17 protein-coding genes are annotated in these 20375 nt (G+C 54.1%); 9 read left to right on the forward strand and 8 right to left on the reverse strand.

The genetic code is table 11. The features are described from left to right. Nucleotides 1-91: 91 nt before the first annotated feature. The 6 genes from ACR0IO_RS09575 (at nucleotide 92) to ACR0IO_RS09600 (ending at nucleotide 5945) form a co-directional block, all read left to right on the forward strand. Nucleotides 92-1606: an FAD-binding domain-containing protein gene (locus tag ACR0IO_RS09575; RefSeq protein WP_480741182.1), complete on the forward strand. Its 1515-nt coding sequence runs from the start codon at nucleotides 92-94 to the stop codon at nucleotides 1604-1606. 2 nt (nucleotides 1607-1608) lie between these two features. Then, nucleotides 1609-1740, forward strand: coding sequence for a DUF2256 domain-containing protein (locus ACR0IO_RS09580; RefSeq protein ID WP_480741649.1), 132 nt, complete (start codon nucleotides 1609-1611; stop codon nucleotides 1738-1740). Further along, entirely contained in the window at nucleotides 1737-2969 is a 1233-nt protein-coding gene (locus ACR0IO_RS09585) for an FAD-binding domain-containing protein (RefSeq protein ID WP_480741184.1), read from the forward strand. The genes ACR0IO_RS09580 and ACR0IO_RS09585 overlap by 4 nt, the downstream gene beginning before the upstream one ends. 19 nt (nucleotides 2970-2988) lie before the next feature. Further along, entirely contained in the window at nucleotides 2989-4488 is a 1500-nt protein-coding gene (locus ACR0IO_RS09590) for a cryptochrome/photolyase family protein (protein WP_480741188.1), read from the forward strand. Nucleotides 4489-4860: 372 nt separating this feature from the next. After that, nucleotides 4861-5361, forward strand: a complete 501-nt coding sequence (locus ACR0IO_RS09595) for a twin-arginine translocation pathway signal (RefSeq protein ID WP_480741191.1) — start codon at nucleotides 4861-4863, stop codon at nucleotides 5359-5361. Further along, nucleotides 5361-5945 (forward strand): ferric reductase-like transmembrane domain-containing protein, encoded by a 585-nt coding sequence (locus tag ACR0IO_RS09600; RefSeq protein ID WP_480741193.1) that lies wholly within the window; start codon nucleotides 5361-5363, stop codon nucleotides 5943-5945. The genes ACR0IO_RS09595 and ACR0IO_RS09600 overlap by 1 nt, the downstream gene beginning before the upstream one ends. Nucleotides 5946-6580: 635 nt before the next feature. Here ACR0IO_RS09600 and xylA read toward each other — a convergent pair. From xylA to xylF, 4 genes are all read right to left on the reverse strand, one after another. After that, nucleotides 6581-7888, reverse strand: coding sequence for a xylose isomerase (gene xylA / locus ACR0IO_RS09605; protein WP_480741195.1), 1308 nt, complete (start codon nucleotides 7886-7888; stop codon nucleotides 6581-6583). Nucleotides 7889-7897: 9 nt separating this feature from the next. Further along, the gene (locus ACR0IO_RS09610) at nucleotides 7898-8701 is read right to left on the reverse strand and encodes an ATP-binding cassette domain-containing protein (RefSeq protein ID WP_480741197.1); all 804 of its coding nucleotides are present in this window, start codon (nucleotides 8699-8701) and stop codon (nucleotides 7898-7900) included. Beyond that, complete coding sequence (locus ACR0IO_RS09615) at nucleotides 8701-9999, reverse strand: sugar ABC transporter permease (RefSeq protein WP_170332141.1); 1299 nt, start codon at nucleotides 9997-9999, stop codon at nucleotides 8701-8703. The genes ACR0IO_RS09610 and ACR0IO_RS09615 overlap by 1 nt, the downstream gene beginning before the upstream one ends. Nucleotides 10000-10062: 63 nt before the next feature. Next, entirely contained in the window at nucleotides 10063-11082 is a 1020-nt protein-coding gene (xylF, locus tag ACR0IO_RS09620) for a D-xylose ABC transporter substrate-binding protein (protein WP_155150139.1), read from the reverse strand. Between the two features lie 151 nt (nucleotides 11083-11233). On the opposite strand from xylF, the gene ACR0IO_RS09625 reads away from it, so the two are divergent. Both ACR0IO_RS09625 and ACR0IO_RS09630 read left to right on the forward strand, forming a co-directional pair. After that, a complete protein-coding gene (locus ACR0IO_RS09625) occupies nucleotides 11234-12451 on the forward strand; it encodes an ROK family protein (RefSeq protein ID WP_480741200.1) in 1218 nt (405 codons plus the stop codon). Beyond that, on the forward strand, nucleotides 12441-13952 hold the full coding sequence (locus ACR0IO_RS09630; RefSeq protein WP_480741202.1) for a CRTAC1 family protein: 1512 nt from the start codon (nucleotides 12441-12443) through the stop codon (nucleotides 13950-13952). The genes ACR0IO_RS09625 and ACR0IO_RS09630 overlap by 11 nt, the downstream gene beginning before the upstream one ends. Here the strand turns inward: ACR0IO_RS09630 and ACR0IO_RS09635 are convergent, their stop codons facing one another. The 4 genes from ACR0IO_RS09635 to ACR0IO_RS09650 form a co-directional block, all read right to left on the reverse strand. After that, nucleotides 13953-15254: a cytochrome-c peroxidase gene (locus tag ACR0IO_RS09635; RefSeq protein WP_480741204.1), complete on the reverse strand. Its 1302-nt coding sequence runs from the start codon at nucleotides 15252-15254 to the stop codon at nucleotides 13953-13955. Between the two features lies 1 nt (nucleotide 15255). Then, nucleotides 15256-16203: an aldose epimerase family protein gene (locus ACR0IO_RS09640; protein WP_480741205.1), complete on the reverse strand. Its 948-nt coding sequence runs from the start codon at nucleotides 16201-16203 to the stop codon at nucleotides 15256-15258. Beyond that, on the reverse strand, nucleotides 16200-17657 hold the full coding sequence (xylB, locus tag ACR0IO_RS09645; RefSeq protein ID WP_480741206.1) for a xylulokinase: 1458 nt from the start codon (nucleotides 17655-17657) through the stop codon (nucleotides 16200-16202). The genes ACR0IO_RS09640 and xylB overlap by 4 nt, the downstream gene beginning before the upstream one ends. 230 nt (nucleotides 17658-17887) lie before the next feature. Beyond that, the gene (locus ACR0IO_RS09650) at nucleotides 17888-18667 is read right to left on the reverse strand and encodes an MOSC domain-containing protein (RefSeq protein ID WP_480741208.1); all 780 of its coding nucleotides are present in this window, start codon (nucleotides 18665-18667) and stop codon (nucleotides 17888-17890) included. A gap of 387 nt (nucleotides 18668-19054) precedes the next feature. Here ACR0IO_RS09650 and ACR0IO_RS09655 point away from each other — a divergent pair, with 387 nt between their 5' ends. Beyond that, the gene (locus tag ACR0IO_RS09655) at nucleotides 19055-20374 is read left to right on the forward strand and encodes an ABC transporter substrate-binding protein (protein ID WP_480741210.1); all 1320 of its coding nucleotides are present in this window, start codon (nucleotides 19055-19057) and stop codon (nucleotides 20372-20374) included. Nucleotide 20375 lies beyond the last annotated feature (1 nt).

Genomic DNA, 20375 nt, shown 5'->3' on the forward strand with positions numbered 1-20375 from the left:
TTCCGCCGCTGACGCAGAGCGAAAACAGCCTAGAAAATGATCTGCTCCCAAGCGTTCTCCGTACCACCAGTCAAGGACTGTTGGAGAGATCATGCAGGTTGTCTGGTTCAAACGCGATCTGAGGGTGCAGGACAATTCTGCCTTAGCGCAGGCCTCTCGCGTTGGGCCAGTGTTACCGCTCTACGTTGTTGAAACCGAGCTATGGCAACAGGCTGATGCCTCAGCGCGTCAATGGAATTTTGTAGCGGAAACGCTTGCCGAATTGCGGAAAGATCTTGAGGCACTCGGGCAGCCGCTTGTTGTACGTGTGGGCCAAATTCGATCGGTTTTTTCTGCGCTAAAGGCACAGGGCCTGATCGAGGCGCTTTGGTCGCATGAGGAAACCGGCAATCACTGGACCTATCAGCGCGATCTTCAGATTGCTGCGTGGTGCCGGGATCATGGCATTCCGTGGGTCGAGGTGCAAAATCATGGCGTATTTCGTAAGCTTAAATCGCGCGATGGTTGGGCGGCGCGTTGGGACAGATTTATGGATTTGCCAACCGTGCGCCCCACCCCGCTGGCCCCAATCGAGGTTGAACTTGGCACCATTCCAACAGGGCGCGATTTTGGTTTGCTGGATGATAGGTGCAATGGGCGCCAAACTGGGGGAAGGCGTGCGGGTCTGGAGAGGCTAAACAGCTTTTTGGATCACCGCGGCGAACGGTATCAGCGCGACATGTCGAGCCCCGTCGAGGGGGCCGAAGCGTGTTCGCGGCTATCACCCTATCTTGCCTGGGGCGCGCTTTCGATGCGCGAGGTGGCTCAAACGTCACAACGGCAGAGACGCGCATTGCCACCCAGGGCAAAGGATTGGCACAAATCCTTACGGTCGTTTTCCGGCCGGTTGCATTGGCATTGCCACTTCATCCAAAAGCTTGAGGATGAGCCGCGTATCGAATTTGAGAACTTACACCGGCTCTATGACGGACTCCGGCCCAAAACGCCCGATGCCGATCTCTTGGCCGCCTGGTCGAACGGTGAGACGGGTTATCCATTCTTGGATGCCTGCATGCGGTCGCTGCGAACCACTGGCTGGCTGAATTTTCGGATGCGGGCGATGGTGATGGCCACGGCCAGCTATCACCTTTGGCTGGATTGGCGCGCACCCGGGCTGCATCTGGCGCAATTGTTCACCGACTATGAACCCGGAATCCATTGGAACCAAGTACAGATGCAATCGGGAACAACGGGGATCAATGCCGTTCGCATCTACAACCCGGTTAAACAAGGGTATGATCAGGACCCAACGGGGCGATTTATTCGAACATGGCTACCTGAACTGGCTCCGATTGCGGATCGGTATATCCATGAACCCTGGAAAGCAGAAAATGCCAGGCAGATCATCGGGATCGCATATCCAGAGCGGATATTTGATCACCTGGCAGCGGCCAAAGCCGCGCGTGAAAGGGTTTGGGGCATTCGCCAAGGCGATGACTTTCGCAAAGAGGCCCGGGCCATCGCCCGCAAACATGCCAGTCGAAAAACCCGGCGCAGCACCCAGACCCCCCTCCGCGCGCCTACCGATCCCGAGCAGCTGAACCTGCCCTTCGGAGACCCAACATGAAGATGCGAAAAAAGGCCCATTTACCCCAGAAAATCTGCCCGGTCTGCCAACGCCCGTTTGCGTGGCGCAAGAAATGGGAAAGAGTATGGGACGAAGTCAAATACTGCTCGAAAAAATGCAGGTCTGCCGCGTGACTGATACGTTTTCAGACCTTGAGGTCCTGCAAAAAACCATTGATTTTCAGCACACGCGCGCGGCTGGTCTAAAAAGGCTGGAGCAGTTCGTGGCACGTACCGGGCGGCATTATGCGCGCACGCGCAACTACGACTTCGGCAAACACAGGCGCAACAATGTCTCTGGTTTATCGCCTTGGCTACGGCATCGTTTGGTGACGGAACAAGAGGTGTTGGCGCGGGTGCTGGCTGCGCACAGCCCCGGCATGTCAGAGAAATTTGTCCAAGAAGTGTTTTGGCGTACCTATTTCAAAGGCTGGTTGGAACAAAGGCCAAGCGTCTGGGCGCACTACCAACACGACCTGATGCGCGCCCTTGAAAACCTTGACGGTGATGCCGCCTTGGCGGCCCGATTCAAGGACGCGGTGTGTGGCAATACCGGCTTTGCGTGTTTTGACCATTGGGCGCGCGAATTGGTCGAAACCGGGTATTTGCACAATCACGCACGCATGTGGTTCGCGTCGATCTGGATATTCACACTGCGGCTGCCCTGGCAACTGGGCGCAGACTTCTTTTTGCGGCATCTATTGGATGGCGATCCGGCCTCCAACACACTGAGCTGGCGTTGGGTTGGGGGATTACACACGAAAGGCAAGATCTACCTGGCGCGCGCAGAAAACATCGCCAAATACACCGAAGGTCGGTTTCAGCCCAAAGGTCTGGCCACTCATGCGCAGCCGCTTGTCGAAGAGGCAGAACACCCGAGAATTCCGATTGCATTTCCCCAACAACATACTGGCAGCCCCCATTTGCTGCTTTTGACAGAGGAGGATCTTTCGGGCGCTGGTATTATGCCGGTCTCGCCCGTTGCGGTGGTCGGCGTCTTGGCCACCCACGGTCGATCCCCAAATCCGATCGGGAAAGTTGCAGAAGACTTCGCCCGTGGCGTCATGAGGAGCGCACTGGGTGCACACGCCACTACACTAGAGGCGCGCGACAAATGGTGCGACACGCTGATTGAAGCCGCGCGGCAAGCTGGCGTCACTACCATCGCAACGGCTCACACGCCGATTGGGCCAGTCAGATCACGGCTGGATCGGGCAGAACCCCAACTCAAGGACGCGGGCATCACTCTCGCTCGTGTCCTGCGCCCCTATGACCGCGAAGCGTGGCCCCACGCAAAGGCAGGGTTCTTTGGCCTTAAGAAAAAGATACCCGAGATCCTGAGCAACTTATCACTCACCCATTAAACAAATCAGAGCTTACCTCTTGTCCTCAACCACCATCCTTCTCCCCAACCAGCTTTTCGCCGATCATCCAGGGGTCGCCGACCAACCGGACCGCGTTGTGCTTTTTGAGGATCCGCTCTTTTTTGGCGACGCCGTCTATCCGGCCAAGATGCACAAACAAAAGCTCTGGCTGCACCGGGCCTCAATGAGACGGTATCGTGATGATCTAGTAACCACGGGGATCAATGCTGAGATCTTTGCCTACGAGCGGCGGGCTGATGCCTGCCTGCGCTTGTTCCAGGGGCTTCGAGATGATGGTACCTGCAGTGTCACGATGACGGACCCGATTGATTTTATTTCCGAAAAACGCCTGCGCGCGGCGGCACAAGAGACCGGGATCGCGCTTAATATCCTCCCAACGCCCGGTTTTCTGAATACGCGAGCGGACAACCTGTCGTGGTTTGCGGGACGAAAACGGTGGTTCATGGCGGAGTTCTACAAAAGCCAACGTCGCCGTTTGAATGTTCTGATGGAAGGGGATCAACCGACAGGTGGGCGGTGGAGCTTTGACGAGGACAACCGCAAAAAGATCCCAAAGGCGCTTTTGAGCAGCCTGCCCTGGATCGATTGGCCCAGCCATGATGCGGTTGACCACATGGCAAAGACAAGCGTTCTGAACGAATTTCCCGATGCCTTAGGATCGTTGGACACGCTATATTACCCGACATCCCACCACGCTGCTTCCGCATGGCTGACGCAGTTTCTGGAGCGGCGCTTTGATCGCTTTGGCGATTACGAAGATGCGATTGTTCAAGGCGAAAACTGGCTCTGGCATGCTATTCTGACGCCCGCCTTGAATATCGGCCTTTTGACACCGCAACAGGTCGTTGATGCGACCTTGGCCCACGCTGAGCGCAAGTCCATTCCCCTGAACGCGGTCGAGGGGTTTATCCGCCAAATCATCGGATGGCGCGAATTCATGCGTGCAACTTACGAGGAACTTGGCGTCAAGATGCGGGGGGCCAATCATTGGGGGCATCATCGTCCCATGCCCCGCGCGTTTTATGATGGGACAACTGGGATTGATCCCCTCGATGATACGATCCGCCGGGTTCTCAAAACCGGATATTGCCACCATATCGAACGCCTCATGGTGCTGGGCGGTTTTATGTTCTTATGTGAGATTGACCCCGATGAGGTTTACCTTTGGTTCATGGAGATGTTCGTGGACAGCTATGATTGGGTGATGGTCCCCAATGTTTATGGGATGAGTCAGCACGCCGATGGCGGCCTCATCACCACGAAGCCGTATTTTTCCGGCTCAAACTACATTCGCAAAATGAGCCATTGGGGCAAGGGCCCATGGGCCGAGATTTGGGACGGCCTCTATTGGCGCTTTATCTTGAAACATTCGGAAAGGCTGGCCGGGAACCCGCGGTGGGCGATGATGTGCCGTACAGCGCAGCGTATGTCGCCCGATATCAAAGCCAAGCATTTAGCGACGGCAGATGCCTTTCTGAAACGGTTCAGTGATACGTGAATTCAGAGGCTGCAATTGACTGAAACCGATATCACTTTACAAATCCGGTTTGTCCGCATTGCGGTCGTCGCAGAACGGAACCTCGCATGTCACATTCCCGCAACCATCGAATGATTGATAGCACCATAACAAACCGTGAACTCCACTGAGCGGATTTATTTGAAGCGATCTCTGGTTGAGTGAGTTATTCACCTGCGGATCCGACGCACCATCACTTATTTCTATCTGGTAGCAAACATTGATCCTGTTGGCAGAGAAAATCCGCAACGAGCCCGGAGCGAAGGGTGCTGTGCTTGAATGGCTCCTTCCACCTGTATACATATAGAAGATTGCAGAAGTACCTATTGGATACTGCAGTTGGGAGAGATCGACATGACAACCCCAAACCCGACCCGGAGAGCTGTCGTTTCAACCGCGGGGGCCGTGCTTCTCATTGGGGCCTCCGGCTTTACCTTGCCAGCACGCGCGCAAACTGTTGCGGCCACTCCGACGATGCGGGGCGGAGCCAACAATTACCGCCCTGGCGCCCCGATCATGGAAAGGATCGGCGGTGGCGGCTTTTGGACCACTGGAACCGTGCGACGCGCGGGCGACGGTGCGCCCCTTGCCGGCCGGCGCATTCAGGTGTGGGCCCATACGACCGAAGGTCACGAGCGGGACGCGCGGTCTCATGGCGCGACGCTCACCGACGCCGACGGCGTGTTCCGCATCGAGATGCCACAGATTGTACCCGCCTTCGGTCAGCCGCATGCGCATCTGGCTTACGATGCAGAATACGATGATGGCGGCTTCGAGACGGTTTTTTTGCGGCCTGTGATGGAGCGGGCATCGGACACGAGCCTGCATGTTGAGTTCGTTCTGCGTCCTGTCTGATGAGTTTGTTGCGCGGCGTGGTCGCATGGGGGGCTCTAGCCTTGGTAATTGCCGTTCCCTTGATCGCCGCAGCGCAAAGCCCGCTTCTGCAATGGCGCGAGCCGCTCTATGTCATTGCCGGATTTTCCGGGATCGTCGGATTGGTGCTTTTGCTTGTTCAGCCTCTTCTAATCATCGGCGTGCTTCCGGGGATCCCGGCGCGGCGCATCCATATCTGGACCGGAACGGCACTGGTTTTCGCGGTGGTTGTCCACGTGGCGGGTCTTTGGGTCACGAGCCCGCCGGACGTGGTGGATGTCTTGCTGTTCCGCTCTCCGACTCCGTTTTCCGTCTGGGGTGCGGTGGCAATGTGGGCTCTCTTCGCAACCGCCATCCTTGCTGCCGTGAGAATGCAACTGGGGCTGCGCATCTGGCGCCTCGGCCATAGCGTGGCGGCGGTCGTGATCATCACGGGCACGGTCGTACACGCATGGCTAATCCAGGGTGCGATGGAGAATGTGACGAAGGGGGCACTCTGCGTGATCGTTTTGGGGGCAGGAGCATGGGCCTTGTGTCGCCGCCGCGTATGGCGAATGATCCGCTAACTGCGGTCATAGAGGCGTTGCACCGCGAACGACTGCTGAAAGTCCACCTTTTGCTAGCCCTATTGTTTAAAACCCCAATCCGATATCCGGTCCTGCAGCGTTTTTTTGGTGTCAAAACCCAATCCAGCCCAAGAGCGACGAACCAACTGTTTGAGGATGCCATGCAGTCCTGAAACTGCATGAAAAGCCACAGACACCCGCGTTCGCCACATTGCATATAAGCAAGAAGAGGCGCCTTCGGCGTCTGATCTGCAAATCAGCCCTGATTTTCCCAAAGGGAAGTCAGGATCAAACAAATCGGTCTGGGTGCTGGATGAAAGAAGTAAGGTGGAAATAGTAAGGTTCTGTCGCTAGTGGCAAAACTATGTGTCGTCTCACAAGGGCACTGTGGAATGTCACTGATAATTGACTCAATCGACGGCCAAAACTTCAATAAGTCGGTCAATGACGTCACTCATTTGCGACCCAAACGTCAAGCATTTGTGACCCAAAACGAATTGCGGCCATTCGACCATAATAAGGAGGGGTTTTGTCTATATGGACGGGTTAAGAACAAAACCTCCATTCGTGTCCTCAGCACCAAGGGCGGCTTGGCGTGACTTTTGACAGCAGTGGAAAACACCCAAGTTTGGTAGTTAAACAAATCTGTTCACATAATTCTCTAGTATTTCCTGGCGTCCAGATTGCGGCTCTGGGTTCATTCCTTCATTTAAAACGCGAGCGGAAATTTCATCCAGGCTACTGCCTAACATGGACTCCGCTTTGGGTGACTTCCAACCGGAGTAGCGTTGCGAAAGCGCGTTTTCCAAACCTCCATCTTCAATCATTGCAGCCGCTGCTTTCAAACCGCGTGCGCATATGTCCATTCCACCGATATGAGCTGCCACCAGATCGACAGCGTCAATCGATTGACGGCGAATTTTGGCGTCGAAATTTGTTCCGCCGGTGGCAAAACCACCAGCTTTCAGGATGTGATAGTAAGCTAGGGCAACTTCCGGTGTATTGTTCGGGAACTGATCTGTATCCCATCCGGATTGGTAGTCATTGCGGTTCATATCAATCGAACCCAGCATCCCTTCAGCAGCCGCAACCGCAATTTCATGCTCAAAGCTATGCCCGGCAAGGATCGCGTGGCCCTGCTCGAGATTCAGTTTCACTTCGTTCTCCAACCCATACTTCCTGAGAAAACCGATGCAAGTCGCTGCGTCATAGTCGTATTGGTGCTTGGAAGGCTCCTGAGGTTTCGGCTCCACAAGAATGGCGCCTTTGAACCCGATCTTGTGTTTGTACTCTACGACCATGTTCAGAAAACGGCCCATGTGATCCAATTCGGTTTTCAAGTCCGTGTTCAGAAGAGTTTCGTAGCCCTCACGACCACCCCACAGAACATAGTTTTTGCCGCCCAGTTTGTGAGTTGCATCCATACAGGATTTCACTGTCGCTGCAGCGAACGCAAAAACGTCGGGATCAGGATTGGTACTGGCGCCAGACATCCAGCGACGATGACTGAACATATTGGCCGTACCCCAAAGCAGTTTGGTGCCAGAAACCTGCATCTTTTCACCGATATAATCGGTGATTTCTTCTAATGTGCGCAGGTTATCGGCAAAATTTCCCTGTTCGGGCCGGATATCAGCGTCGTGCCAGCAAAAGAATGGCTGGCCCAGAATCTCGAACAATTCGAATGCAATATCCGCTTTCAGGCGGGCACGATCCATCTCATCCTGTGGATGCCACGGACGATCAAATGTCGGACCGCCAAACGGATCCCCACCCTCCCACGCGAAGGAATGCCACCATGCCACTGCAAATCGCAGATGGTCTTCCATACGCTTGCCCATAACGATCTCGTCCGGGTCGTAGTGACGAAAGGCCAACGGGTTCTTGCTGTCCACGCCTTCAAACTGGACCTTCTCGATCCCTTCAAAAAATCCACTTGGCATTTCTGCCCCCTACTCTGCTTTTTGTGCTGGCTGCTTGCCGAGAATGATCATCGACAAAAGATCGTCATCAGTTACGTCTGCGATATCGACCGTCCCAACCAGTTTTCCGTTCTTCATGACCGAGGCGCGGTCGCACAGTTCCATGACGGCATGCACGTCGTGATCGATCAGAAATATCCCGATGCCCTGCGCCTTTAGCTGGTGGATCAGATCCGCCACCATCTGCGTTTCATGCGGCCCAAGCGCTGCTGTCGGCTCGTCCATAATCAGAATACGAGCGTTGAAGTAGACGGCCCGAGCGATCGCCACTGATTGTCTTTGCCCACCCGACAAGGCGGAGACCGGGTCATTGAACTTCTGAAAGTTCGGGTTGAGCTGCGCCATGATCTTTCGGCACTCGGCCTCCATGGCTGCGTCGTTGACCAAACCAAAAGGCGTCGTCATCTCGCGCCCCAGGAACAGGTTCGATGTCGCGTCCAGATTGTCGGCCAAGGCGAGCGTCTGATAGATGGTCTCGATATTATTCGCCCGGGCATCACGGGGATTGCCAATCTCGACCGACTTGCCATCGATCAGGATCTCGCCGTGGTCCATCTGATAGGCGCCGGACAGAACCTTGATCAGAGTGGACTTCCCGGCCCCATTATGGCCAAGCAGGCCAACGACTTCACCCGGATAGAGATCGACCGACACATGGTCGACGGCCTTGATCCCGCCGAAGGAAATCGAAATATCGCGCATCTCGACCAATGGCGGCGCGCCCGAACCGCGTCCGGAGTTGGGAGGTTTTTTCTGCGTATCCTGAGCTTGCATCACTTTGCCCCCAGTCGCTTGCGGTAAACGATGTCGATATAGACGGCCAACACGAGGACGCTGCCGACGACGATGTTCTGAAACGGCGCGTCAACGCCAACCATTGCCATGCCCGATTGCAGCGCCTGCATTATCAATGCACCAAGGATCGCGCCGTAGATGGTGCCGATGCCGCCCGACAATGCGGTTCCTCCGATCACTGCAGCGGCGATGACCCGAAGTTCGTCGAGCGTACCAATGTCGTTCGAGTGGTTTGCCAAGCGGGCCGAGGCGACCACCGCGGACACGGCGCACAAGAAACCCATCAAAGCAAAGATTTTCACGGTCAGCAGCCGAGTGTTGATGCCCGAAAGCTCTGCCGCATCCGGGTTGCCGCCAGTGGCAAAGATGTAGCGGCCGAACCGGGTTTTCCGCGCCACGATCGTCAGGGTAACCGCGACTATGATTAGTATGAGGACAGAAATCGGTATGCCGTATCCTACAACCAGCCCCTCTGGCATTGTCTCGCCGCGCGCTTCGAACATACGTTGCAGCCGGCGCGTCGGAATGGCGTAGCTGTTTACAATGTAAACGTACCCAAGGATAGCAATTGCGATTATCCCGGCCAGAGTGGCCTCGGCCCAAACAGGTTTTACCGGGAAACCATGTGACGCTTTTGCGCGGCGACCACTCCACAAAGCCCAGATCGCGATTGCGGTAGCAAACAAGCCGAACAACCAGCTTGTCGTCGTTCCCAATGTTCCGTTGGTCCCGCCAAACATCAGAAATGTGCTGTCCAGAGGACCAATCGTCTGGCCGCTGGTCAAATACCACGCCACGTTTCGCCAAACCAGAAATCCACCAAGGGTGACGATGAAGGCTGGTATCGTCAGATAACCGACCATCCAGCCATGAAATGCACCAATCAGTGTGCCGACAAACAGCCCAACAACAATTGTGATCGCCCAGGTTGCCGGATTGTTCAAACCCATCCCAAGTATTTGCGGCAAAAGCTCGGTTTGCGTCATTGCCATCACGGCCGAGGTTGTTGCCAGCAGCGCTCCCACCGACAAGTCGATGTGTCGTGTGACGATGATGAACACCATTCCGCACGCCATAATAGCAACCGAAACTGTCTGAATGGACAGGTTGAATAGATTGCGCGGCGTCAGAAACCTTCCATCTGTGAAGATGTTGAACCCGATACACAGGATGACAAACGCGCCGATCATTCCCAAAAGTCGCATATCCAGTTCCAACTGCTGGAACAGGCTGGGTTTCGCTTTTTCAGGTATCGGCTGAGACGAAGTTTCGGTCATTTCCGATCTTTCATATTCAGCATTTGCCCCAGGCCCAGACTAAGAGGCCCAGGGCTGAGTGGTTTAGTTACAAGGGGCAGGTCCGTTTTCAACGCCTTGGCAAAGATCTTCCAGCGGGATCCATCCGGCATCAACAACCACGGACAAGTTGTCCTTAGTGATTGGAACAGGCGCTAGGAAAACCGAGTTCATCTCGGTCCCACCCGGTGATGTCCAGCTAACTGCGCCTTCGACATCAGCAGGGCTTGTCCCACCGCTCAATGCGACAGCGATTTCGCCAGCGGCCTTTCCAAGTTCGCGAGCATCCTTCCAAACTGAAACCGTCTGCGTTCCAAGTGCGACACGGTTCAATGCTGCGTGGTCGCCGTCCTGACCGGAAACCGGAATGCCTTCCATGCCCTGTGCGGTCAGCGCAGCAACAACACCGCCTGCAGTACCGTCATTCGACGCAACGACTGCATCCACGTTGTTCTCGTTCGCGGTCAAGATTTGTTCCATGTTCCGCTGCGCGTTCGCGGGCAACCAACCATCCGTGTAGGCCTCACCAACGATTACGATGTCACCGCTGTCGACGGCTGCTCCGATGATCTCTTGCTGACCCCCGCGCAGGAAATCTGCGTTCGGATCAGTAGGAGAGCCTTTGATCATCACGTAGTTGCCTTTAGGCATGGCCTCAAAGACAGCTCGAGCCTGCATTCTGCCGACTTCCACGTTGTCGAAGGTCAGATAAAATGCTCGATCGTCCTCGATCAGACGGTCATAGGCAATCACAGGAATACCTTCGTCTGCCGCGGCCTGAACCGCTGGACCAATGGCCTGTGCGTCCTGCGCTAGGATGATAAGCGCGTCCACGCCCTGGGCGATCAGGCTTTCAATGTCCGAAAGCTGCTTTGCGGAAGACGATTGCGCGTCCGCCGAAATGTACTCAGCACCCCCTGCTTCAAGTGCCGATTTGATGGCCGCTTCGTCTGTTTTCCAACGCTCTTCCTGAAAGTTCGACCAGCTTACGCCGACCACTGGCTCTGCGAATGCGGTCGAAGCCAACAAAGTGGCCACAGCCGAAAAGCTGAGAATTCTCTTCATGATTTCCTCCCATTTGCCGAGCCATCGCATTTCGATTCGCGGCTCTCACAAATTTGAATACCATATTTATTTCAGTCGGTAAAATATTTACTCTACAAGAGGCACTCAATTTCAAATAGATTGGGCCAACAGCAAGATTCGCGAGGACAAGATGCTGAAAAGCAAAGCCTCTCCGGTTTCTTTGGAACAAAGAAATACTACCCGCCTGCGGGTACTGGAGCACATCAGAGCAAAGGGATCCGTTTCGCGGATCGATATTGCATCCGCCTTGCAAACCAGTCCTGCGACTGTCACCGCCGCTACGGCTGATCTCATCTCGGCCGGGCTGGTTAAAGAGACTGAAAGCCAGGCACAGTCAAAATCGGGGAAGAGAGGCAGACCCAGAGTATTGCTGCAATTGGACGGCCAGATGCACCTTGTGGCCGGTCTAAAAGTGGCTCGGCAAGTGATCTCGGTTATCTTGGTCGACTTTGAAGGTACCGAAGTCGCATCCCACAAATATGCTTTGGATCACGCCAGAATGTCGCCGCAAGAATTTGTATCGGCGATCCGCGAAGCTCTTGAAGAAACCTGCAAACAGATCGATCGTTCTGTCGCTCATTTGGCAGGTGTTTCTATCGGGGTAGCTGGACTGGTCGATGCAAACAAGAATTTTGTCCACTGGTCATCCTCGATTACTGAGAGAAATATTGATTTCAGCCACTTGCTTTCAAATGAGCTGCCCTGCCCTGCATTCGTTGACAACGACGCCAATCTTGTCGCCAAGGCCGAACAGCTTTTTGGCTTGGGCAAGGGCCTAAAGAATTTCCTCGTCGTTACGATCGAACACGGTGTTGGCCTGGGTATCGTATTGGACGGCAAACTATACCGTGGAGAACGAGGTTGCGGCGCTGAGTTTGGGCACACCAAAGTGCAACTTGACGGAGCCCTTTGCCAATGCGGTCAACGCGGATGTCTAGAAGCCTATGTGGGCGACTATGCTTTGATCCGCGAGATGACAGTCACCGGTCATACCAACGACATGGAAACCGTTTCCGACATACATGACCGCGCCAACTCAGGTGACGACAGAGCTTCATCTGTGCTTGCCCGCGCAGGTCAGATGTTTGGCCTCGGGATTTCCAACCTGATCAACTTGTATGACCCAGAGTGCATTATCGTCTCGGGGGCACAAATGAGCTTTGAGCATTTGTGTTCCAACGAAGTTATGACCCGCATTCAAAACGGCGTTGTGAATGTCGATGCACCTTTGCCCCAGATCAAAGTTCATCACTGGGGTGACTTGATGTGGGCCAAGGGGGCGGCAGCCTATGGAATTGAACAAATCTCAATTCTCAAGGTCAAGGAGTTGACGGCGAATGCGTCTTGAGTTTGCGATATTTGCGACTTTGGCCACAGTTGCGAATGCGGACACTGTTATTCCCCAGTTTACAAATGTGGATGTACCAAAACATGTCTATGATGGCGGGTGGGAGCATTTTGTCGGCGGCGGTATGGCCGTTTTCGATTGCAATGGGGACTCGCTGCCAGAACTCTTTTTGGCTGGCGGTTCCAACCGGTCTCAACTGTTCATCAATACCTCGAAGGAACAGATAGCATTTCAGGCAAAGACGCCTGAAGATCTTTCACTGGCCGGTGTGACCGGCGCCTACCCTCTCGATGTTGATAGCGACGGCGTAGTGGATTTGGCGATTTTGCGTGTTGGCCCAGACCTGCTTCTTCGGGGCAATACCGACTGCCAATTCAGCCCTTTCACTGAACTCGGGTTTCAGTCCGAGGACCACTGGACCACAGGTTTCTCAGCAACATGGGAAAGCGGGCAAACTTTACCGACCCTGGCGTTTGGCACCTATGTTGATCGGTTTGATCCCGAAGGTCCCTTTGAATCCTGCGGCCCAACCCTTTTGTACCGTCCAGAAGGCGACTCGTATCGTGAGCCGCTGCATCTTGAGCCCGGCTACTGCTCACTTTCTATTTTGTTTTCGGACTGGGCCCGAACTGGCCGCGCTGATCTTCGCGTCAGCAACGACCGTCACTACTATGTTCGCGGCGGTCACGAGCAGTTATGGGCGATGGAGTCTGAGCCTCGGCAATACTTGGAAGACGAAGGTTGGCTTCCATTTTCGATCTGGGGAATGGGGATCGCCTCTCGCGACCTTACAGGAGATGGATTTCCCGAAGTTTATCTGACTTCGATGGGTGACCAGAAACTCCAGATTTTTGACCCAGTGACAAACGGCCCGACCTGGCGCGATGCAACTTACGAAAAGGGGACGACTGCTCATAGACCGCATATCGGTGGAGACGGAAGGCCATCCACCGGGTGGCACGCACAGTTTGGCGACGTCAACAACGACGGCCGGGACGACATATTCGTGGCCAAGGGAAACGTAGAACAGATGCCCGATGCGGCTCTGAACGACCCCAATAACCTACTACTGCAGAAGTCCGACGGTCAGTTTATTGAAGCTGCAGCAGATGCCGGCGTTGCTTCGATGGCTAAATCACGCGGCGCTGCCCTTGTCGACCTAAACAATGACGGTCAGTTGGATCTTGTTGTCGTCAACCGAGGTTCTGAGCTCGAAGTCAGCCAGAACACTTCTCAGGGTGGCAACTGGCTATTGATTGATGTCACTCAGGATCAATCCAATCACGCAGCAATTGGTGGATTTATTGAAGTCAAAACCTCGCTGGGTGTTCAGACCCGCGAGCTCACTATCGGCGGCGGTCACGCTGGTGGTATCGCGGGGTTTCAGCATTTTGGGCTTGGTAGGCAGGACCAGGTGCAGGTTCGTATGATCTGGCCGGATGAAGCGAAAAGCGAGTGGCGGGAATACTCCTCCAACCAAATCATCCGAATTCGACGCTGATTACTTGTCGACCGGCAGCCCGCTAGGAACTTGTTCAGGTACACCTAGTCGCTGTGCCGGATCCTCAAGACTTTTAAGAAAACTGAGAAGAGCGTCGATTTCCTGATCCGTCAGGCTTACTTTCGACAAGCTGTTGCTTTGGGCAATCGCACCCAAGTGCTGATTATCCGACATTGCCCTTTGGTCGTCAGAGCCGGGGAAGTCCGGCAAGGTGGCCATCTCGATCGAGTAGTTTCGCAAGGACGCCAACGGGTCCAGATGATGGCGTACTATATCCTCAAGTTCAGCATAGGCTCCGTTGTGTCCGTATGGCGCAGTCAGGGTCACGTTGCGCAGTGATGGCGTACGAAAAGCAAACGCGTCTTCGGAGTCGCCGGTCACGCGAAGGCGTCCATCGTCCCTGACATGGTTTTCAAATCGCGCCGCCTTTCCCGGGCCGATCTGCGGCAGTGCAATCGAATGAAACTTGTGATCGGTCTGGAACCAGCCCGAATGGCAGTTGCTGCAGCCAGCTTTTCCGTAGAACAGGCCCATGCCAATTTCGGCCTCTTCTGGCAATTCAGCCTCACCTCGCATCGCGCGATCGAAGAGGCTGTTATCCGCGCGCCACTCGAACGCGATAAAGTCCGCGATTACGTTGGCAATTGCCGTGAACGTAACTCCATCATCCGGCGCTAAGTCCTCAAACCTCTGCTCGTACTCTGGAATGGTCGCAACACGTTCTGCAATCAGATCCCACGCACCACCTTGCTGTGTAAGAAAGCCAAGGCGAACCGACTTGCTCACATCATTCTCAGAATAGTGACCCGCCATTTCGTCTGGTGACAAAACCGGGAACATCGCCTGTGCGGCCAGCGCTGAATTGAAACCAGACCGCATATGAGTACCCAACGGGGTTCTGATACCATCAGGTTGCGTTGGGTCTGCCTGTAGTCGCCCATCATGGAAAAACGTCGTGAACTCAGTGGCTCCGAGGTTCCAAAGCCCTGGTGAGTTTCGAGGAATACGTTGTTCCGGGGTATTCCCTGGGTCCAATGTCCGCTCTGGACCCAACCCAATTCCCCCTTCCCCTATACCAAGGGAAACCCCGTCGGACGTGCCAAGCCTGGGATGATGACAGGTCGCGCAGCTGATATTCTTGTTGCCAGACAAGATCGGGTCATAGAACAGCAAACGCCCCAGCTCAGCACTTGCAAAGTCGGGTTCGAGGAACGCCGGCAGAGGACCAAGCGATTGGGCACGCGCACCACCCACCGATGAAATTGTTGAGCCAATAATCAAGAATAGCGAAACTGCTCTCATGTCATTCCTCAGAAACTTCTAGAATAAGTTCCTGCCGATACGGATTCTCCGGAGTATAGATGATTGAGGGAAACGACGAGATATTCGGTGCATTGGGATAACCCGATGGCTCGATACACACACCACGCGAAGCGCGACGCGGTTTCGTCAGCTCATAGCCCGAATAAACCTGTGCTCCGGGCTGGTCAGAGTAGACTCTCAACGCAAGGCCAGAGGGTGAAGTGAGTTCCGCCACCGGAGCATTTGGGTCGCGATCATGATCAAAGCAAAAAAAGTGATCGATCCCTTCGGAAGCACTTCCAATCGTATTGGGCGTTGAAAAATCCAACCCGTTTCCGTTGATCGGAAGCACTCTGCCCGACGGAATACCCTGATCGTCGATTTCCAGATACCAATTTGAAGCGAGTTTTAGCTTATGCTCGTCTACCCCTTCTGCAGCACCCAAAGTGTAGTAGTTGTGCTGTGTAATGCTTATCGGCGTCGGCCGGTCAGGCTGTGCAATTATTGAATAAACCAAGCGTAAGCCCTGTAAGCAGATCCTGACTTCGAACCTGATATTCCCCGGAAAGCCTCCCTCTCCGTCGTGAGAAACGTAGCTCAGCAAAACCTCGTTCTGTGCAATCTGTTCGAGTTCCCAAAACTGTTTAGACAGCCCATCGTCGCCGCCATGCAAGGTGTTTTTGCCCTCGTTGGCGTTCAATTCAAAACTGGTGCCATCCAAGTCAAACGTCGCGCCGCTGATCCGGTTGGCAACGCGCCCAACAATTGCGCCCAGGTAACGCGTATCGGTGAGATACTCATTTGGGTCCTCGAACCCAAGGATGAGCGGGACGTCCTTGTACCACCACCCCTGCGTAATAGCCCCATAGTTCAGGACCGAAACACGCATATCCCCGTCCGTGATAATTGCAGCTTCAATCCCAGAGGCTTTACCCGTTTCTGGTTTCATCTTACTGCCAGCGGCGCAAGCGCCTGATAGAATTGCTTGTATCTCCGGTATTCGTTTTCGTAGGCGTCAATCAGATCGCCGCGTGGTTCAATGCGTTCCTGAATTTCCGGCGGCGTCATGACTTGCGCCGGTTCAGCGCCGTTGGTAGCACATATCGCGAGGCGCGCAGCGCCCATTGCGGCACCGAATTCGCTGCCTTTTGGCAAATCCAGCGGGACTTGTAAAACAGTGGCCAAAGTTTCCAGCCAGAACCGAGATCGCGCACCTCCTCCGACTGCCATAAGGCTATTTGGCTGGGTTCTGGTGCTCTTCAGTGCTTCCAGGCAATCTCTCATTCCGAAAGAAACACCCTCCATTATAGACTGGGTCAACTCAGTGGGCTCTGACGAGATGTCCACGCCCAAAAACGCGCCTCGAATATGGCTATTGTTATGCGGCGTCCGTTCTCCTGACAGATATGGTAGGAAGGTGATCGCTGTAGGTCCGTTCAGTCTTTCAGGCATAGCTGAAGCGAGTCTTTCCACGGGTTCGCCAAGGTTGCGAGCAAGCCAGTTCATGCTGTTCGTTGCTGAAAGCATGACACCCATTTGTATCCACCGATCAGGAACCGCATGACAAAAACAGTGCACGGCTGTTTCCGGATCAGGAGCATAGACTTCGCGCGCAACAAGCAACACGCCAGACGTTCCGAGTGAGACAAAACCGGTGCCGTCGTTGATGCTCCCGATCCCGCAGGCAGCGGCAGCATTGTCGCCAGCGCCACCAGCCACCACAACCGGACTCGAAAGCCCCCACTCCTGCCTCAAACGGGCCTTCAACTCTCCACCCGGTTCACTGCCTTCGACCAAGCGCGGCATCTGTTCGACAAGCATGTGACCTATGGCCAGTGCCTTTTCTGACCACTGCCGAGTGTCAACGTCCAGCCAGGATGTTCCTGCGCTGTCAGACATGTCTGAGACATATTCGCCAGTAAGCCAAAACCGCAAATAATCTTTCGGCAGCAGCACCTTGTCTACCTTTGAAAACACATCCGGCTCATGGCGGCGCAACCACTCGAGTTTCGGCGCTGTAAACCCGGGGAATACGATGTTTCCCGATATTGCGCGCATCTCTGGCGATTGATCCAGTATCCTCGCCTCATCAGCTGACCGTGTATCGTTCCAAAGAATACAGGGCCTTAATATTTCGCCATCAGAATCCAGTAGTGTAGCGCCGTGCATGTGTCCGCTTAGGCCTATACCTCGCAATTTTGAGAATGCTTGCTGATTGCCGACGCGAAGCTTTCCAACAACCTCTTCGCAAGCGTTGGTCCAATCCAAAGGATCCTGCTCAGACCAGCCAGGCTTGGGCGTCGAGGTGGAAATTCTGACTTCAGCATCACCGACGACGTGTCCTGTGTCATCTACCAGAATCCCGCGGAGACCTGACGTTCCCAAATCTAAGCCCAGATACATTGAGGACCACCTGCATAAATATTTTAATCATTAAAATTATTTGAAACAGGAATCTTGTCAAGGCTCCATCAAAGGAGTTCCCTCTAATCATATCTTGATCAGAAAGCGCGAACGTAACGTCCTTCGATACCCCCGTTAGCCAGAAGAAAGACAGAGCAAGAGTTGAGTTTAGTCGTCTGACCGAACATGGCTCAAACCTCTTAGAAAAGCCACTTTGGCGGCGGCAAGGTCTAGGCGAGTATTTCCCCAGTTTGACCGACCGTTAGCGTTCCACCATTAACCACTTCGACATAGACGCCCATATCCATATGGCCCATCAATTTCCGAATAAGGTAGGGTATTTTCAAGTCTCGCTCGGCCGTTTTCGGGTTCACTTCAGTTGCTGCACACCTTTTCGTACGTGAGAGTATCTTCAACTCGACATCGCCAAATCTTAAAACTGATCCAACTGCATCCAGCTCAGCAAACGAAGGTAATCCGTCTATCTCAATATTCGCTCGGAAGCGCGCCGGGTGGACTTCTGCGTTCAGTTGTTCGCCCAACTTTTTCACAGAGGCCAGATTCAAAACGGATATCGCGTTCATCATTTGCGGTGATACGACAGATACATCTGTAAACCTATGAGGAGCAGCAGAGACAAACTTTGGCAGCTCCGGATCTTTTAAATCGATCTCTGAAGAAAGGAACTCTGCCGCCTTCTCCCGATCTTCAGACTCTCGCATATCAAAGCGTCGTGTCTTTCCGTTCGCATTGATCTCAAGTGCCTGGGACTCAATTTCAAAATTGGTCTGAATGCCTGCCAGTGCAGCCTTGTTCAACAAAACGACGAAACGATCTTTCGGCAGTGGCATTGGGTTCTGCATGTCGAAGCCGGAGTTGTAGCGAGCAAATCCGAACAGGCGATCGCCTGGAATGCCCTCTCCTGCTCGCAGCGTCACAGTTCTCATAGGCTCGGGACTCAAGGCTTTTATAGGGTAGCGGTTCAATCGGACGATGGAGAGATTGTTCATACGTTTGCACCCGACCAAAAAGAACTATGCACGGCCCCGAGTTGTCCGCGCTGTTTGACGCTATCTCGAATTCTCAAAGGTATCGACCAAATAATTTTTGAGCGCTTCAGAAGCTGGTTCACTGAACCTGTCGGCCGCATGACGGCTGCGCCCATTTAAGTCGATATGACCATTCAATACCTCGCTGCCGAAAATACATACACATCAGATTCAAAGAACAATTTCTCTAAGAATCAATAACTAAGAGACAAAATTGGCGATCTCTTTCGGACCTTTGAGGTACGAACCTCAAAAATATCTGGACTTGAGGTGCGTACCTCAAATAGCCTTGGATGTATGCCGCGATTCGCACATCCTCGATTGACGGCGCAAAAAAGGGAGGAATGGATGACTTACACAAAACTGGCCTCGGCCAGCGCAATAGTCCTTGCCGCTACTACTCTTTCTACCAAGGCAAATGCTGAAGATCTGACGCTCTGTTGGGCTGCATGGGACCCGGCCAATGCGCTTGTCGAGCTATCGAAGGAATTCGAAGCAGAGTCTGGCCACTCGATGAACTTCGAATTTGTTCCCTGGCCAAATTTTGCGGACCGGATGCTGAATGAACTGAACTCTGGGGGTAAGCTCTGCGACCTGTTGATCGGTGACAGCCAATGGATCGGCGGTGGCGCCGAAAACGGCCACTATGTCCAGCTGAACGACTTCTTCGATGCTGAAGGCATCAGCATGGACGATTTCGCGCCGGCCACGGTCTACGCTTATTCGACTTGGCCCAAGGGCACACCAAATTACTACGCGCTGCCTGCGATGGGCGATGCGAATGGCTGGTTCTATCGCAAGGACTGGTTTGAAAACCCCGAAATTCAAGCTGCATACAAAGAGGCGACTGGTCAGGACCTACGTGAACCGCAGTCTCAGAAAGAGTTGTTGCAGATCGCGCAGTTCTTCCAAGGTCGTGAGATCGACGGCAAGACCGTCTATGGGGCAGCAATCTTTACCGAGCGCGGCTCGGAAGGAATCACCATGGGTGTGACCGGAGCACTGTATCCTTGGGGCTTCAAATACGAAAACACCCCGGGCTCATATGACATGGAAGGCGCCGTAAACTCACCGGAAGCGGTTGAGGCGCTGGAATTCTACAAGGAGTTCTACAAAACAGCGACGCCTCCGGGATATACCAACTCTTACATGGGTGAGAGCTTGGATGCATTTAAGTCCGGTCAGGTCGCTATGGCTATGAACTGGTTTGCGTTTTTCCCAGGTCTCTACGCCGACCCCAATACCGGCGGCGACAAGATCGACTTCTTCGTGAACCCACCACAAAATCAGCCAGGCTCGACACTCGGCGGACAAGGTATTTCTGTCGTCAGCTACTCTGACAAACAGGACGCCGCACTTGAGTACATCAAGTGGTTTGCACAGCCGGAAGTTCAGGCCAAATGGTGGGAACTTGGAGGCTATTCGGCACATAACTCGGTGCTGCAAGATCCCGGTTTCGTAGACAGCCAACCGTTTGCCGGTGACTTCCTGGAAGCAATGGCTGGAGTTCAGGATTTCTGGCAAGAGCCTGCCTATGCGGAACTGCTGCTGGCAATGCAGAAGCGCATCCACGACTACGTGGTTGCCGACCAAGGCACAGCTCAAGAAGCGCTTGATCTTCTGATCGAAGATTGGACGGAAGTCTTCGAAGACGAAGGCAAGCTGTAGT

This window comes from Ruegeria sp. CE12 (assembly GCF_056537525.1).

Excerpts from the sequence above, each read along its gene's own strand:
- ACR0IO_RS09630 (WP_480741202.1), top strand. The coding sequence starts at position 12,441 with ATGCGTCTTGAGTTTGCGATATTTGCGACTTTGGCCACAGTTGCGAAT.
- xylB (WP_480741206.1), bottom strand. The coding sequence starts at position 17,657 with ATGTATCTGGGCTTAGATTTGGGAACGTCAGGTCTCCGCGGGATTCTG.
- ACR0IO_RS09610 (WP_480741197.1), bottom strand. The coding sequence starts at position 8,701 with ATGCAAGCTCAGGATACGCAGAAAAAACCTCCCAACTCCGGACGCGGT.
- xylA (WP_480741195.1), bottom strand. The coding sequence starts at position 7,888 with ATGCCAAGTGGATTTTTTGAAGGGATCGAGAAGGTCCAGTTTGAAGGC.
- ACR0IO_RS09640 (WP_480741205.1), bottom strand. The coding sequence starts at position 16,203 with ATGAAACCAGAAACGGGTAAAGCCTCTGGGATTGAAGCTGCAATTATC.
- ACR0IO_RS09650 (WP_480741208.1), bottom strand. The coding sequence starts at position 18,667 with ATGAACAATCTCTCCATCGTCCGATTGAACCGCTACCCTATAAAAGCC.
- ACR0IO_RS09635 (WP_480741204.1), bottom strand. The coding sequence starts at position 15,254 with ATGAGAGCAGTTTCGCTATTCTTGATTATTGGCTCAACAATTTCATCG.
- ACR0IO_RS09575 (WP_480741182.1), top strand. The coding sequence starts at position 92 with ATGCAGGTTGTCTGGTTCAAACGCGATCTGAGGGTGCAGGACAATTCT.
- ACR0IO_RS09625 (WP_480741200.1), top strand. The coding sequence starts at position 11,234 with ATGCTGAAAAGCAAAGCCTCTCCGGTTTCTTTGGAACAAAGAAATACT.
- ACR0IO_RS09595 (WP_480741191.1), top strand. The coding sequence starts at position 4,861 with ATGACAACCCCAAACCCGACCCGGAGAGCTGTCGTTTCAACCGCGGGG.
- ACR0IO_RS09655 (WP_480741210.1), top strand. The coding sequence starts at position 19,055 with ATGACTTACACAAAACTGGCCTCGGCCAGCGCAATAGTCCTTGCCGCT.
- ACR0IO_RS09600 (WP_480741193.1), top strand. The coding sequence starts at position 5,361 with ATGAGTTTGTTGCGCGGCGTGGTCGCATGGGGGGCTCTAGCCTTGGTA.
- ACR0IO_RS09615 (WP_170332141.1), bottom strand. The coding sequence starts at position 9,999 with ATGACCGAAACTTCGTCTCAGCCGATACCTGAAAAAGCGAAACCCAGC.
- ACR0IO_RS09580 (WP_480741649.1), top strand. The coding sequence starts at position 1,609 with ATGCGAAAAAAGGCCCATTTACCCCAGAAAATCTGCCCGGTCTGCCAA.
- xylF (WP_155150139.1), bottom strand. The coding sequence starts at position 11,082 with ATGAAGAGAATTCTCAGCTTTTCGGCTGTGGCCACTTTGTTGGCTTCG.